Genomic DNA, 16180 nt, shown 5'->3' on the forward strand with positions numbered 1-16180 from the left:
CGTTAAAAGGCGACCTTTTAACGGCCTTTTACAAAACCGCCGTACAACTACCTTGAAAGCCTTTGCCGAGAAGGGCTTTTTCAACCATGGCATTTAGCCTTACGAAAGGTTGCCCTTAGTCATAAACGAACACTCGTTGTCCCCTTGCCTCGAGCCCGTATCTATCACTTGCCTGCACTTCTATGCGGTGGACTCCCTTGCGGGCAGAGTCGGGAAGAGGAAGCACCCATAGCTGAGGCGAAGGATTCCTGCGCATCGGATTGACGCGGTTATACCTCGTGGGGTATGATTTCAGAAGGTTCATTTCGCGTATCCGCGCCACATTAGGGTCGATGAAATCGGCCTTTTTTGCCAATTGCCACTCACCTCCGTCAATGCGGCATCTCACCTCGGTAGAGTCGCAGCCGCCCCAAACGGTCAGCAGGGCCTGATAAGATTCCATGTCTCTTAAGTCCCGAAGGTGGGTATCAAGGGTGTCGATACCTGTAATGTGGATATTCATCTGCCTGCTCTCGTCGAGCCCTATGCCCTTACAGCGCAGCTTATAGGAATTGCCCTCAAAGTCAAGAACAAAGTAGTTGCGAGGCGTTCCGCCCTGCTGAAGAGCCGAGGGCACGCCCTCCCAGTCTTTTTCTCCTACCCACCAGAACCCGCAGGTGGCACCGGCTCCGAGCTCATGGACATGAATTCCGGGCTTTCCATAGAAGAAGCGCATCACGCGGTGGAGATGTCCCGTAATGGCAAGCACCTCTTCCCTGCCTTTCAGAATGTCGAGAAGAGCATTGCGATTCTTCGTGATGGCCAGAGGAATATGCATGCTCAGGCAGATAAGGTTACCCTTGGGAACCAGGCTGACATCGTTTTTCACAAACTCCAGTTGCTCCTCCGTCAGCTCTCCGTGATAGCCTCTGGCTCCGTCGCCATAGACATTGTTGAGGACAATGAAGTGCACCTTCCCCTCGTTGAAGGCATAGACATCGGAGCCGAAAATCGTGTTATAAGTCTTTGTCTGGCCTCGGCGGACACTGTCGGCATCACGGTCGTGATTTCCGATGACCGTCCAGCTTTGCGACGGCAACAGTTCCATCATTTCCTTCAGTTTAGACTGGAGAGGGAGGTTGTTGTTCACCAGGTCGCCAAGGAAGAGATTTACATCAGCCGAATCCGTATCGAGAAGTTCCGGCCACAAGGTTTTTGCAGCATAGTCGAGTTCCTGATAGTTGCCCACCTGCACATCGCCGATAGCATTCAAGCGGAAGTTCCGTTTCACGGCCTTGGACTTCAATCCGAAATCACAGCCATCCTTCATTTTCTTTAAACTGACGACGAAACTGCTGTTTACCACCTTGCCGGCCGACATGGTATAGTCAGAAGGCAAGATGGGGAAGACACCGAATCCGTCGGCAAGGCGGATTCTGTACTTTCCCTTTCCGTTTGTCATCACGATATCCCTGCCGTTTGAGACGGGTATATTGGCTATTCCTCTCTCATGACGGTCTCTCTGCCCGTTGCGGTTAGAATCCAGATACACATAGCCTTCGACTGTCTGCTGGGCTTCAGCACCGACTGTCGAGAGCAAGGAAAACAATATTAAGACAGCAATCCTACTCATACTTGAAGATACGGACTTTACTACTGTCGTCAGTAAAGGTTACATAGCCCACTCCTGTCTTTGCAAAGCCGATACTTAGACCCGTAGCAGAGATATCGGCAATCTTCACGGGAGAGCTCCATTGCTGGGTTTCCTGATCAAGATACATGAAATAAGGATACCCCTGATCGGCCAAATTGTTATAGACAATATAAGGTGTGCCGTCGTTGGTAACGGCAAGGGCTACCTCGGTATGACGGTCGGGAGCGAAGCCGAGGGGCAATACATTTCCGCCGAGAGTCAGCCAGCTGTCAGTCGTGGAATCGTAGTATTTCATACGAATGGCCGCTGCCCCGGAGGCATCGTCCAATGTCCAGATATACGGAGTCTCGTCTGGAGCCACATAGACACCGATTGTAGAGATGTTATTAAAATTAGGAGTATTGCCGGGCTCAAGATAGTTGAGTATCATGGCCGTCCATTCACCGTTTTCATACTTCAGGACATTGTACCCGCAATTGACGCCGCTTACCATGCCCCGATTGATGCTGATGACATAGGCAGCCTTGCTACCGCCTGCCACATTCGACATATACACAAGGTTGGTGAGCATAGACGGGGTCTGGCTCGTCCAGCCACCGTCCTTGTAGTTAGAAACCACGAGGGTGCGGCGGACATAGTCTGACTTGGTACTGTTATTCACCTGGGCACCTACTATCTCGCCGTTAGCAAGGACGGCAATACCCAGATAGTTGGACTGGGCGTTCAATACACCTGCCGAGCCGCCCGTAAACTGCCATGTGCCGTTCGTGAAGTCCTGAACGGTGAGCGCACCGCTGGTGGATGCCGTATTGTCAGAATAGCCGACAAACGGAACTCCGTCTGCGTTCAGGTCCATATCGAAGTAAGAGCTGCTGATCTTGTTGCCGAATGGCCCACTGCCCACATATTCCCAGCCATTGTCGGTCAGCTTTATCACGACTGGGCGATAATCGTTGTCAGTACGAACCTTGAACCCTACATACGGCTCATGGGTCTGCGGATTGATCTTCATGACCGGATCGCCAAAGACCGTCAAGTCTGCGAAAGCCGGAGCTTCAAGCCATTTCATGTTTGTGCCCTTGGTTACGGTTACGGCATAGCGCACATTCAGGCTGCCTTTAGACACAATATAATCAACGGGAATCTTGAAATTATTAGCAGTAGACTGGCTGGTCTGCTCCACTCCGTTCACTTTTACTACCGCGCCGTCGGATGTAGTGAAGCGCGCGATGAGACTTGACTTGTCAACCGTAGAAGGTAAAGGAACATCCACTGACACCGTAGAGGTACCAGAGACTATGCGTCCGGAAAGGTCGACGACATGGTCGCTTGAAAGGAATTCCGGATTGTCCTCTTCATAGAAACCAAAGGAAAGAATCTTCGGGGCATCCACATCCTGATAAAGGAAATTCGTACTGTCGGAACATGCCGTGAAGACCAAAGCCGTCAGGGCAAGTACAACAAAGCTGTATAATGATTTCATCGTCTTCATAATCAATTCTTCTTTTCTATTACTAATGACTTTCTATACCCAGACTTTCCGGGAAGACCAAGGGTAAAATCCTTACTATTGGAGGTAAGGGTGATGGTCAGCGTGTTGTCCTTGCTTTCGTCTACCGGATGCGACATCCACCGGATACGGACAGGCATGTCGTAGACACCCGGCTCGAACACAAGTGAGTTGCCCGTAGTTACGAGCTCATAGTCTACTCCTTCCTCAAGTCCATCGCCAACGGTAATCTGATAATTAACTGTCAGAGGCGTTTCTAAAGGGCGGGAACTGACCAATACCATATAGGTATTGATGTTGTTCACATTCGACAATACCGTTATAGAAGAAGCTCCGGTCTCAGTGGCAATGCTGACAAACGGATTGTCATATCCATCAAACTCCTCCTTATTGCAACTTACCAGAGTGGCAAGCACCAAACATAAAAACAATATTCTTTTCATTTCCATTAGTCGTTATTGGGGTTAGGAACCATGTTGTCGTTGGCATTCAGCTCATACCGCGGAATCGGGAGAATGAAGAGGTCGCTCGGATACGCAATCTTTTGAACCGTGGAAGTGGTGCTCTTTTCACGAACGAGGTCCTGCTTCCACCGAGTGATGTCGAAGAAGTTATGACCTTCGAAGCAAAGTTCCTTCACACGCTCAGTACGGATGAGGTTGATGAGGTTGGCATCCGTATATCCGGCAAGCACCTTCTGTGCCTTCTCACCGCCGACAGCCCGCTCCACGATTGCCTCGATATAAGAACGGGCATCGCTATAGCGTCCGAGATTCCAAGCTGCTTCTGCGGCATTCAGATACATCTCTGAAAGACGGAAGACGATAGGGTCTTCGCGACGATCTTGATTGTCGGGGATAGTGGTTGCGGTATATTTCACGCATCTTTTAACCCCACCTTGCTGCAAAAGTTGCAATCGGATGTCATCCGTATCATAGAGAGAGATTAGCGTGTCGGCGGGCATACACTCCGTGGTATAAAACCCCTTGAGCTTACCACTCATGTCGTGCCCATTCAGACGGAAGATTGCCTCACCGGGCGTATTTAGGTCTAAATACATACTAATATAGTCTGTGCCTTGGGCAAGGGGCTTGTTGGCAATCGCCCGCTTTGCATAGTCGAAGGCATTCTGCCAGTCTTCCATATAGAGATATACACGGGAGAACATGGCATTTACCGCCTGAAGAGAACCATAGAAGCGATTGGCTGCGACCTCATCGGTCAGCAGGCCTGACGCTTGGTTCAGATCAGAGAACACTTGATTGTAGACTTCCTTCACCGTAGCCCGCGCAGGATTGTCATTAGGCCCTGGGGTCTTGGTCAATACGGGGACGCCCAGATGCGACGCGTCGGCAGTAGAGTTATAAGGCTGCGCAAATACCCTTACGAGGTCGAAGTGGCAAAAAGCCCGAAGGAGCAATGCCTGCCCGAGAATCTTCTTACACTTGTCGGCCTCCGTAGGATAGGCAGCCTCCACGCTCGGCGCATATTGAATGATGTTATTGGCATTCACCTGAGCCTCGTTAATACGAGACCAAATGTAATAAGCCGTGGTAGCATTCTCGGGATCAGGGGTAAAGTTATACTGCTCAAGCATGGAAGAGCCCGACGGCAGGCTGACGGAACTCATGTTGCCCGCTACTTCGGGATATTTGGAGAACTCTCCGTCGTAATAAGCATAGAACTTGTTGTAAGCACCCACAAGACCCGCCTGCAGTCCTCTCGGGTCTGAGAGGAACGAGGGGATGGTGGTCCTACCCTTCTGCTCGACGCTAAGGAAGTCGCTACATCCTGTCAGGGCTATCGTAAGGAAAGCTAATAAGCTATATTGTATGATATTCTTTTTCATTTTCATCATCGTTTAGAATCCAACATTCAATGACAAGGTGAAAGTGCGCTCCAAGGGATAGCCGCTCATCACTGTCTTATAAGAGTTGCGGTTACTGCCCGCATAAGGGGAATATGCAAAGAGATTATCTCCTATCAGAGATACATCGGCACTCGTGAGCCCCCATTTTCTAACCCAGTCTCTGGGAATCTGGTAACCCAGCACGATATTCTGAAGGCGCACCAAATCCTTTTTGTAAAGGAAGCGGGTAGACTGACGGGAAGAACCCGTACTCACGCCTGAAATGGGTTTAGGGTTTAAGGCTATATCGCCGGGAGCTTTCCAATAATCCTGTTGCTCAATAGCCTGGTTGTTGCTGATGACACTATAGCCGTCGCTATTGCCGATTGAGGCAAAAGAGCTATAGGTGTATCCCCCAAACTGATAGTTCAGGAGAACTCGGAGAGAGAATCCCTTATAGGTCAGAGTATTGACAAGACCACCCGTAACGGTAGAGTTTGACTTCTTGCCCCTGACACGATTATTGGCACTATCGTAGGTCTTCGTGATGTCTCCATTGGCATCATACCACAACGGACTGCCGTCATAAGGGTCGACGCCGGCCCACTGAACAAGATAATAAGTACGGATATCTTCGCCCTCTATCCACGAGATGCCATCGGTAAAGTTCACCTGTGTGCCACGATAAGACTTCTTCAACTTATTAGAGTTACGGGCAAGGTTGAAATCTGTCGTCCATGTAAAGTCTCCCTCTTCCTTGGCAATGAAGTTGCGGGTCGTCATATTGATTTCAAAACCCCGGTTCTGGATTTCACCCACATTGCGATAGACACGGGTATCACCCGTGGTGAGCGAAACCGGCAACTGACTCAGCAGATCCTTCGTAAGGTTGTTATACCACTCAAACTCGAAGTCAATCCGGTTAAAGGCAGCAATCCGGAAACCCAGGTTCGTCATGTAAGTGGTCTCCCAGCTGAGCTTGCTATTAGGCGATTGGCCTTGTGCACCGCCACTCTCACCGTTATAAGCATAGCTGTCGCCATAGGAATAAGTACCCATAGATTCCTGAGATCCGATGCGGGAGTTTCCATTGGCACCGTAGCTGGCCTTAAACTTCAACACTTTCATCCATGGAATGTTAAACCATTTCTCGTTATGGATATTCCAAGAAGCGCCCACCGACGCGAAGTTTGCCCAACGCACATCGGTGCCGAACTGGGAGTTGCCGTCCTTACGGCCGTTCACCGTCAGATAATACCGATGGTCGAAGGAATAGCTCAACTGGCCGAGGAAAGATACCTTACGGCTCTTGCTGCTTGAGTTATACCCTTGTCGGAGGGAAGCCTGGCTTACATCCTGAATATGATCGTTGATGAAGCCAGACCCTGTTACATACATGGTCGTATAGTTGCGGGAGTCTGCCTCAAAGCCGAATACGCCGCCCACGGTATGCTTTCCGAAAGTGTTGTTATAGTTCAGACGGTGAATGGTGGCCCAGTTCACGATATCTGCTGACGAACGGCGCGCATACCCGACAGGATCCCCAGCCGTGTCCATACCCGTCCAGTTCTTCTGGGAATCATAGGTTTGCTCCAGCGTACTCTGATAGTCATAAGCAAACTGTCCGGTATATTTCAGCCCCTTCATGATGTCGTAGGATAATTGGAAGTTCGTGTGGAGATACCATGCTTTCTGGTTATTGATATTCTGGTCGCGTTCCAAGACGGAATTGGAGAGGAACTTCTGCCTTGCGTAGATGGGATTTCCATCGGCATCGATACCGCTTACGATCTTATTATAAAGACGATAGGTGCCGTCGGCATTGTAAGGACTATAGATGGGCAGCAGTTCATAATACTCCCTTCCAAGTGCAAACAGGTCGTTGTCATTGTAGGAGGCCGAAAGTTCTACGGTCAGTTTCAGCTTCTTTAACAGCTGGAAACCGAGGTTCGAACGCAGAGACAGGCGCTGCTGCTCGTTGCCCTTGACGGTTCCCTTATTATGATAATACTGTCCGGAGACATAATAATCAGACTTTTCAGAGCCTCCGTCCAGCGACACATTTGTGAGGAATGTCGTCCCGGTTCCGTAAAAGACATCTCGCCAATTGGTATCAGTGGTGGAATAGGAGTTCATGTCATTATCTTGATAGGGGAAGGTACGCATGTCAAGTCCGGCATTCTGGTAGGCCTGTCTTGCCAAATCCATCCACTGGGCGGCATTCATCACCTTAGGAGCCGTGCTCTCGTCAATGTTTGCAACACCATACTGCACATTGGCATGAATGTCGGTTTTGCCCTTCTTGCCTTTCTTGGTGGTAACGAGAATCACACCGTTGGCTCCGTCAGCACCATAGATAGAGGTGGCGGTCGCATCCTTCAATACGGTGATCGACTCGATATCGTCAGGGTTCAAGAAAGAAAGCGGACTCACCGTATAGCTCGTTCCCGGCATCATGTTCGTACGGTCGCCGGTGTACATAGGTGTCCCGTCGACAACCCAAAGCGGTTCATTGGATGCATTCAGAGAAGCCTCTCCACGCACACGGACATTGAAGCGAGTGCGCGGAGAACCCGGATCTTCTGTGTTTGGGGTAATCTTGACACCTGGTATCAGGCCGTCGAGCATGACATCCAGGCGTTGCTGGGGAAGTCCTTTCAACTGGTCGGAATTCACCTGGTAGGCACTCCCCACCAAGTCCGAACGCTTCTGAGCCGTACCGTAAGCCCCCACTACGACGACATCCTGCAACTGATTGGCATCTTCCTCAAGCGTCGCGTTTGCCACATTGCCACTGACCTGAACGGTCTGAGGTTTCATCCCAACATAGGTAATCACCAAGATGCGCGATGCCCCAGACTTCAACCGCAGGGTGTAATGACCGTCAATATCGGTAATCGACTTGTTTTCCGTTCCTTTCTGCTGAACGGTAGCACCAATAAGAGGCTCTCCGTCAGCGTCTGTAACGACTCCGGTAACTATATCCTCTTGAGCTTGCTCCACTGCCTTCGAATCATTCATGACATCCATACTTACTGGATAGGCATGACCTGCCATAAATGTGAAAGCCAACATTAGACTGATTAGAATTCTCATAAATGCAAATAATTTATGGTGCAAAGATATTAAATTTTAATTAAAACTAACATTAGAATTGTAAATTAGTACATATTTTCGTAATTATAATCGTCTATCTTGATTTGAGTCAACCCTACAAGGGGACTTCTTTTCAGTCTTAGTTTAAAATATTTGCAGGTTCTGGAGAAAAAATGTATCTTTGCAGAGGATTAAAAAATAGATGAATGTCCGACGAATTTGACATAAGAGACGAGCAGCTCTCCAAGGCCGAAAAGGAGTTTGAAAACGCCCTACGCCCGTTGAAGTTCAACGATTTCAGCGGCCAGAAAAAGGTGGTGGAGAACCTTGAGGTTTTTGTGGAAGCAGCCAAATACCGTGGCGAGCCGCTCGACCATACCCTCCTGCACGGTCCTCCAGGACTTGGGAAAACCACGCTGAGCAACATCATTGCCAACGAACTGGGCGTAGGCATCAAGATTACAAGCGGCCCGGTACTCGACAAGCCGGGCGACCTTGCCGGCATCCTTACCTCGCTGGAGCCCAACGATGTACTGTTCATCGACGAGATTCACCGCCTCTCGCCCGTCGTAGAGGAATATCTCTATTCGGCGATGGAAGACTACCGCATCGACATCATGATCGACAAGGGACCCTCGGCCCGCTCCATACAGATAGACCTGAACCCCTTCACGCTCGTCGGAGCCACCACGCGGGGCGGACTGCTGACGGCTCCCTTGCGAGCTCGCTTCGGCATCAACCTCCACCTGGAATACTATGAGCCCGACACGCTGCAGCGCATCATCAGGCGAAGCGCGAGCATCCTGCAGGTGCCCATCGACGACGATGCCGCCGTGGAGATATCCCGCCGGTCGCGCGGAACGCCCCGCATCGCGAACGCCTTGCTGCGCCGGGTCCGCGATTTTGCGCAGGTGAAGGGCAACGGACGCATCACCAACGATATTGCCAAGGTGGCCCTGAAGGCCCTGAACATCGACCAGTACGGCCTTGACGAAATAGACAACAAGATTCTCCTCACCATCATCGACAAGTTCCGGGGAGGCCCCGTAGGACTTTCCACCATCGCGACCGCCATCGGCGAGGATACCGGAACCGTGGAAGAGGTCTACGAGCCGTTCCTCATCATGGAGGGATTCATCAAGCGCACGCCCCGCGGACGCATGGCCACGAAGCTCGCCTACGACCATCTCGGCCGCAATCCCTATAGTGGCAACATCCTGGAGCCGCAGCTTTTTCTAAACCGCAAGACCAAAGACAACGAGATATGAGAACAGGTATTTTCGTGGGAAGCTTCAATCCCTTCACCGTGGGGCACGACGACATTGCGCGGCGGGCCCTGGCTCTCTGCGACCGGCTGGTCATCGGCGTGACGGCCGACAATGTGCGCAAGCCTGACCTCAAGCCTGCCGAAGAGCGCATCCGGGCGATACGCGAGCTCTATGCCGACGAGCCCCGCATAGAGGTGAAACCGTTTTCCGGCCTCGCCGTTACCTTCGCAAAGGCAGAAAACGCCCATTTCATCGTGAAAGGAGTGCGCAACACCAGCGACTTCGAATACGAACGCGAGCAGGCCTTCGCCAACCGTTTCCTCTCGGGAATCGAGACCATTCTGCTCTTTGCCGACCCTCAGTTTTCCACCATTTCATCGACCATGATTCGCGAAATGGAGCACTTCGGCGCCGACATCAGCAAATTCATACCCCATAAAAAGCCATAATCATGATTACTTATAACACCGACGGCGTCAGGATGCCGAGGATGAAGAAGCGTGAAATCACGAGGTGGATCAAGGCCGTAGCCGAGTCTTATGGCCGCAAGGTGGGAGAGATAGGCTATCTGTTTGTCAGCGACGAGAAAATCCTGGAGTGCAACCGCGAGTATCTGGGGCATGATTACTATACCGACATCATCACCTTCGACTACGACGAGGGCGACCGGATAAACGGCGACATCTTGATAAGCCTCGACACCGTGAGCACCAATGCCGAGAAGTTCGGCAAGCCCTACGACGAGGAACTGCACCGCGTCATCATCCACGGAATACTCCATCTCTGCGGCATCAACGACAAGGGACCGGGCGAGCGGGAGATTATGGAAGCCAATGAAGACAAGGCACTTGCGCTCCTGCGGGAGATGCAAGGATAGGCCTTCCCGGCTGCCCTTTCAGCCCCCGGAAACCTCCGCAAAAGTAAAAGGCCGTTAGAAGCCCGCCTTTTAGCCGTTAGAAGCCAGGCTTTTAGCCGTTAAAAGGCGAGCTTCTAACGGCTAAAAGAAAAACCGGTGCCCAGCTACCGAAAACATCGCAGGGATTGCCTGAAAATCAGACAAGGATTCCAAGCGTCGCCCCGTATACCGCCCTGCCAGACTCAGCCCCTCGATACCACCGGGCGGAACGGCCTCACCGCCGTGATATATCAAATGAGATAACGCAGACCGAGCCTCCTATAAAAGAATAGAGGACATCCCTGTTGAATGCCCTCTATTCTTGACTTTAGTTATTTCCACACTCCCACGGGCTGAGGAATGTCCTCCTCTTCCGAATTCTCTTCCTCCTCTAAGAGAAGGCCGGGCTTTGCGTCGGCATGGTCATAGCTATGGCCTGCCAGTAAGTTTTCCACTTCAGTCTGTACTGTCTCTACAACCGGCTTTATATACTTTTTCTTCATAATTCGGTCTCCTGTCTTTACCTGACGATGATTTTCACTCCGTTAATAACATATAATCCTGCTGGCACCGAGAGCGTCCGTGTCTCGTCGGCCTTCAACGAGAGCCTGTCCACGCATACGCCACTCACTGCGGTTACCATTACTTTTGTGTCGACAGCTGCCGAAAGGGTGATATTACCATTACCCGCACTTATCATCAAGTCTGCTTTTCGGGTCATATCCGTAATACCGGTAGCCTCGCCGTTCTCACCATATTCCACATAGAAGCCCCTCATTGCCTTGGCTCCGGAAGAAGTCGTGTACTTATAATAGCCACGGAATGGATATATGTACACATTCGGATGGTTATCGTCCAGCTCCGTCGAGTTCACGAACATATTATTCGAGAAATAGAAGAGCCGATCCGTCTTTGGCAGTTTCTTGCCCGAATAAGAGCCATAGTTCTGGAAAGCGTACGAATTGCCGCCTACCATTCCTGCTGCTTGTTCGCCCGAGAAAGTATAGTCTGCGCCCATCAAAGCCGGCGTAGCAATCACATCAGAACCATACTGGGTGGCAACGAAAGAGATATTTGCATCCTCCGGAGCCGTCTCTATTCCTACCATGTAAGGCACATTTGCCTCTGTATGACTTTCCGTAACAGGAGAGAAATATCCTGTGAACTCCGTCGTCGTCCCATTGTCCTTCATAGAAAGGGCATCCTCGGCCGTCATCTTGTTCACCGTAAATGAGCAAAGTCCGTCCCTGTTGGTGTGCACTCCACCCTGTAACTCAAGCGTAAATGGCAACATGATCGTTGCACTGGCCACCTTGCCGTTCTTCGGAATGGTAATCTCACGGGTATAAGTTGCATAGTTCTCTGCCGGAACCGTAATCTTATACGGCGCATAGAACGGCTGCCGGTCGGTAATCACGATGTTCTTGCAGGCACGATAGTCGCCGCTGAGGGTCTTCTGGATATAGTTGTCCTCGTTGAAACTTGACCGGACGGGGAAATAGATCAGGCAGTTAGGATTGAGCAGGGCCTTCATCTCGTCCATCTCGGCCTTTTCCGGAATATGGACCGAATAGAGATTGGTGTAGTCGAGATAAAGCACTTGCATGCCCGTAGGCCTTGCGTCGGGATTGCCCTCCGGGGCTTCTGCCGTCAGGGCTTCTATCAACGCCTGGCGCATCATCGGCACGGTGAGGTAAGCGCTCTCGCTCGGAATCTCCTCGCCCGTAACGGCATCCAAGGCCTTGAACACGCCGCCGTACATCGGCAGTTCGGCATCGGCGCCGTCCTTGTTGTAGCAAGTGGTGTCGTAGAGCTTGGTCAGCACGCACTTTGCCACATAGTCCTTGGTCTCCAGCTTCAGGTCCATCAGGTAGTAGGCGTAGTAGCGATGCTCCCACGCCGTGGTGGGCGCGATGTTCCAGCGGGTCTCGTCGGCCGTGAAGAGGTAGCAGGGCTTCTCCTCGTCTACAGCGAGCACGATATCAGACGAGAAACTACCGCCCTGCTCCAAATAGAGGGCCTCGGAATAAGGATACTCCTCCAATGTCGTAGTGCCGCCGGAGGTGTTGTTCGGGTCGAGCTCATCGATGTTGCTGTACTTGAACGGCTTGTCGCCGCACATGTTGCTATGAATCTTGTCGGCAGCCGGTTCGTTACCGGTCGTGAGATATTGATGTCCGTCGTATTGATTATAATAAGGTGACTTCACGAAGAAGTAGCGGGCATGATGCGGGTCTTCATTACCATAGGTTTCATCACCATACTTGCTCATCAGGTTCTCGAAGGTGAAGCGGCACTTCTGCTCGCCACCGCCGAAGAAGTCCTGCGGCACATAGAAGATGAACTTTCCGCCTGATACCTGGAAGTCGTTGCTCGTGAACTGCTGCATCAAGGTAGGACCGTTCTCTGCCAATGAGTGGCACACAATATCAATGGAGTTGACAAAAGGATTGAGGGCTTCGAGGGTAAGCTCGAAGGTGATGAGGGCTTTAGCCCCCTCCGCCAGTCCTTCTACCGAGAACTTGATGGCATCGTTGTTCAGACCGGTCAATACTACTTCGCCATCGTCACCTGCCCCGACGCTTACCGTCTGGCTCACATTGTCCTTGTCGGTCTTGTATATCTTCAAGGTGTAGGGCGAAGGCGTGAAGGCCGGGTTCTGCACAGAGCCTGTTCCCGTGGCCGCCGTCCAGCTGGCAGCATTGTTGCTTGAGTTGGTTATCTGGGCATGGGTATTATTACTATGAACTACAAAACCATTACCATACTTGATGTTACCTCCGCTGATGGTAAAGGTCGTAGCCTGATTAGGATCGGTCGTACCATAGATATAATACCGAGTATTGTATCCCGTTCCACTCTGAGATACATACAAATAGTTATCCCCGCTATAAATCTTACCGGTACTGGCCGCGTTGCCGTTCAGCTTCCACAGCACGGGGCTGGTGCCCCAGGTACCGTCTGTCTTCAGGTAGTAAGTCGTATTATTATAAGACCTATGTGTGATGTAGAACCCTCCCAAATCACCGTTATAGGTTACCGTGCCGGCTTCAGCCGCCGTACCATAGTGATAATGAATCTTCGCCCCCGTGATGCGGTAGCCCAACGGGATGTCGGTGCCGTCTTGCGAGGTGGTGGATGTAGGCGTCTCTATATAATAGGTGTTGTTACCCAAGGCATAATAAAGGTCGTCGCCGTTTTTCAGAGCCTGGATGGAACCGCTGCCGGGGGCAGCCGGAAGTTTCTTGTCAGCCGTCACGGCATCCTCCTGATAGAGCCAGTTACTGGCCGTAAGTTCCTTCACATCGCGGAAGTCATAACTATAGAAGGTTACGCCGTTCTTTGTGTGAGGCTCTATTTTACCCAAGTCGAGCTTGCTGGTCGGGAAGGCAGATCCAACCATGTTCACGCCCTCGCTGATGATGTTGGCAGGCTTGCCAGGAGTAACATCAGCCTGGAAAGCACCCTCGGCCGTAAAGTAAAGCTCGCACGACTTCAGCGTAACGCCATAGAAACCTTCCTCTGTGTGATGCAACAGGAAGTAGAGGTTGTTGCCCATGTCGGTCTCGGTCTTGCTGGTGCGCTCAATCACATATTCTTTCGCATCGTTCTGTGCTGGCATATAGTCAGTCTTCATCTTATAATTATTAAAGTTGAAGTCGCTGCCTGTCTCGTAGAAAGTCTTGCTTCTATTGGCCACCGTAATTCCACCAACAGGCTTCCCGTTCACATTGTTCAGCAGTACGATGCGATAACCTGTGAAGCGATAGCCCTTGGGCAAGGAAATACCCACATGCAATTCCGTTGTCAGAGGAGCTCCCGACATGAGTACATAGAGATTCTGGCTGGTATCCAGGATGATGTCGCCCGCAGGATCTTTCAGTACTCCGCTCTCCGTAATGAGGTCCTTGTCCGACACGGTGAGCGTCAGGGGCAGCTGGTTGTGCCGCCAGAGCGAACTCCATCCGTTCTGGAATCCTATCTCACCTTCATAGGTAAGGCCGGCCACAAGTTTTCCGGAGGAAGGACTAATCGTTACATTCTGCGCCTGCGCAGGCATGCAGAACACAGCCAGAAGCATGGCCACCACTATAGGGAGCAGCCTGCTTCCCATTCTTTCAATAGGTAATTGTCTCATTGGTTTCATGTGATTTATTTAAAAATTATGCTTTCTTTTAAAGCGGTAAGCATTTTTACATCTCATCCTCTGACTTTACGCCTTCCCTTTGAGATTGTTTGCATCGGACATTGTATCCCGCTATCCGATCTTATTTATCTTTTACAAGCGATTGCAATAAGGTATTCCGGCAGTATTTTCCGGCATCAGGACTCAAACTTTCCGAGTGATTTCAAGGCGTATTCTCTTCTTTTCCTGAACTCACCTATTTATTCACGCTTTTCCTTTTAGTAGTGGCAAAGGTATCAAAAAACAACCTTTAATAATTGGATTATCATAAAAAAGACGAACATCATTTTTGTAAAAACAACAAAAACGCGCACAATTTTTGAGCTTGTTTTTGGATTTTTGAGCTCTCAAACGGCACCCCTCCTTAAAATCTTAGGTATTAAAAGCTTTAATAACCAGCCAATTATAAATTTATTAGAAAAAACATTTTAGTAAAATAGAAAATACCAAGAGTTTTTCGTATCTTTACCCGGGAATACAAAAAAACAAAATGAAGGGAAGCATTTTTCTTGAATATTTAATGGTCGTGGCCTTAGTCCTGTATCTCTTTATGGGAGTAAACCTCATTCTGGCAAAGACTCCCAAGCGCGACCTCTACGCCCCCTACAGAAATTCAAAGCTACTCGTAGGCATCGCTTTTCTCCTGATAGGGCTGATGCTGAGTGGCCTATGGCTGGCCCGGGCGGCCAGATGGGCAGAGAACGCAATCCTCGCCATTGACCTCGTGAGCCACTATGCCGTCTACATCCTGCTCACCGTTGCCTCCATCAACCTTTTCAAACACGATTATCTGAACAGGGCAAGCGTCAGAAGGCTGGCTATGGGGTTCGCCGCCATCACCGCCATCTCCGCACTCTCTCTCCTCATTACGCCGAACAGTCAATGGACGGTGCAGGCAGCCGGAACGGCATGGCTTTTCGGCTACATGATATGGTTTATCGCCTATTTCCACAAAATCATCCGGCAAGTCAGGGCCAAGATGGCCAACTATCATAACCGGGCACTCACGCACTACATACGATGGGTCATCCGCAGCGTGATGCTGTGGGTGATCTTCGGCCTCGCCAGCACTTTCGTCCCCTTTGCCCCGACATGGGTTCAGATTGCATTCCGCATCTATGGAATAGCCGTCAACTGTTACATCTATGCTTCCTTCCGGAATTATCTGATGCATTACGAAGCCGTGGAACTGGACATCCGCGAAATGGAGAGGCGGCACTACAACAAGCATAGACCGCCGAAATCACAGGCGGAGGAGACCAGAGACCAGATGATAGAACAGGGCATACAGGTGTGGCTGCGGATGAACGGCTTCACCCAGACGGGGGTTACCGTCGAGCAGCTGGCCCTGCAGATAGGCACCAACCGAAGCTATCTCTCCTATTACATCAATCGCACCTACGGCACGAAGTTCAGCGACTGGCTGAACCAGCTGCGCCTGAAGCATGCCAAGAACATGCTCCGCGCCGACAAGAGCCTCAGTATGGAAGAGGTGGCCCTGCGTTCCGGATTCTCGTCAGGCTCGTATTTCACCAAGATATTCGTCAAGAGCACGGGCAAACCGCCCATGAAATGGAGAGAACAGAATACCAGACCTCACACCGGAGGCGACAAACAAGAATAGCACCCGCGGCCAGGTGCTATCCTATCAGTATCCTTCTGGATTTGTGCCAGCCGCTGAACCGCCGTGTTTCAGTCATTGAAACACTGTGTTTCTGCCGTTGAAACAAACTGTTTCTGCCG

General features: G+C 50.8%; 11 protein-coding genes. 4 read left to right on the forward strand and 7 right to left on the reverse strand.

All coding sequences use genetic code 11. From position 1 onward, the window contains the following. Positions 1 to 115: 115 nt before the first annotated feature. The 5 genes from BM114_RS00540 to BM114_RS00560 are packed head-to-tail and all read right to left on the reverse strand — an operon-like array spanning position 116 to position 8088. Positions 116 to 1612, reverse strand: a complete 1497-nt coding sequence (locus BM114_RS00540) for a calcineurin-like phosphoesterase C-terminal domain-containing protein (protein ID WP_092109030.1) — start codon at positions 1610 to 1612, stop codon at positions 116 to 118. Next, on the reverse strand, positions 1605 to 3125 hold the full coding sequence (locus BM114_RS00545; protein ID WP_092109033.1) for a hypothetical protein: 1521 nt from the start codon (positions 3123 to 3125) through the stop codon (positions 1605 to 1607). The genes BM114_RS00540 and BM114_RS00545 overlap by 8 nt, the downstream gene beginning before the upstream one ends. Before the next feature lie 2 nt (positions 3126 to 3127). Beyond that, on the reverse strand, positions 3128 to 3586 hold the full coding sequence (locus BM114_RS00550; RefSeq protein WP_092109709.1) for a hypothetical protein: 459 nt from the start codon (positions 3584 to 3586) through the stop codon (positions 3128 to 3130). A 5-nt stretch (positions 3587 to 3591) separates the two neighbouring features. Continuing rightward, the gene (locus BM114_RS00555; protein ID WP_092109711.1) at positions 3592 to 4992 is read right to left on the reverse strand and encodes a RagB/SusD family nutrient uptake outer membrane protein; all 1401 of its coding nucleotides are present in this window, start codon (positions 4990 to 4992) and stop codon (positions 3592 to 3594) included. 12 nt (positions 4993 to 5004) lie between these two features. Next, complete coding sequence (locus tag BM114_RS00560) at positions 5005 to 8088, reverse strand: SusC/RagA family TonB-linked outer membrane protein (RefSeq protein WP_092109038.1); 3084 nt, start codon at positions 8086 to 8088, stop codon at positions 5005 to 5007. Between the two features lie 206 nt (positions 8089 to 8294). Between BM114_RS00560 and ruvB the strand changes: the two genes are divergently transcribed. From ruvB to ybeY, 3 genes are read left to right on the forward strand one after another with little or no spacing between them, the layout of a single operon-like run. Continuing rightward, positions 8295 to 9356 (forward strand): Holliday junction branch migration DNA helicase RuvB, encoded by a 1062-nt coding sequence (ruvB, locus tag BM114_RS00565; protein ID WP_092109042.1) that lies wholly within the window; start codon positions 8295 to 8297, stop codon positions 9354 to 9356. After that, positions 9353 to 9805 (forward strand): pantetheine-phosphate adenylyltransferase, encoded by a 453-nt coding sequence (gene coaD / locus BM114_RS00570; RefSeq protein WP_092109046.1) that lies wholly within the window; start codon positions 9353 to 9355, stop codon positions 9803 to 9805. The genes ruvB and coaD overlap by 4 nt, the downstream gene beginning before the upstream one ends. 2 nt (positions 9806 to 9807) lie before the next feature. Then, positions 9808 to 10233 carry an rRNA maturation RNase YbeY gene (ybeY, locus tag BM114_RS00575; protein WP_092109051.1) on the forward strand — a complete coding sequence of 142 codons (426 nt, stop codon included), beginning with the start codon at positions 9808 to 9810 and terminating at the stop codon, positions 10231 to 10233. A gap of 350 nt (positions 10234 to 10583) precedes the next feature. Here the strand turns inward: ybeY and BM114_RS14225 are convergent, their stop codons facing one another. After that, on the reverse strand, positions 10584 to 10754 hold the full coding sequence (locus BM114_RS14225; protein WP_177207008.1) for a hypothetical protein: 171 nt from the start codon (positions 10752 to 10754) through the stop codon (positions 10584 to 10586). Positions 10755 to 10771: 17 nt separating this feature from the next. Next, positions 10772 to 14398: a hypothetical protein gene (locus BM114_RS00580; protein ID WP_255406372.1), complete on the reverse strand. Its 3627-nt coding sequence runs from the start codon at positions 14396 to 14398 to the stop codon at positions 10772 to 10774. A gap of 529 nt (positions 14399 to 14927) precedes the next feature. On the opposite strand from BM114_RS00580, the gene BM114_RS00585 reads away from it, so the two are divergent. Beyond that, positions 14928 to 16061, forward strand: coding sequence for a helix-turn-helix domain-containing protein (locus tag BM114_RS00585; RefSeq protein WP_092109055.1), 1134 nt, complete (start codon positions 14928 to 14930; stop codon positions 16059 to 16061). Positions 16062 to 16180: the final 119 nt, after the last annotated feature.

The sequence above is a fragment of the Prevotella sp. KH2C16 genome (assembly GCF_900113305.1).
In the GTDB taxonomy this organism is placed as follows: Bacteria; Bacteroidota; Bacteroidia; order Bacteroidales; family Bacteroidaceae; genus Prevotella.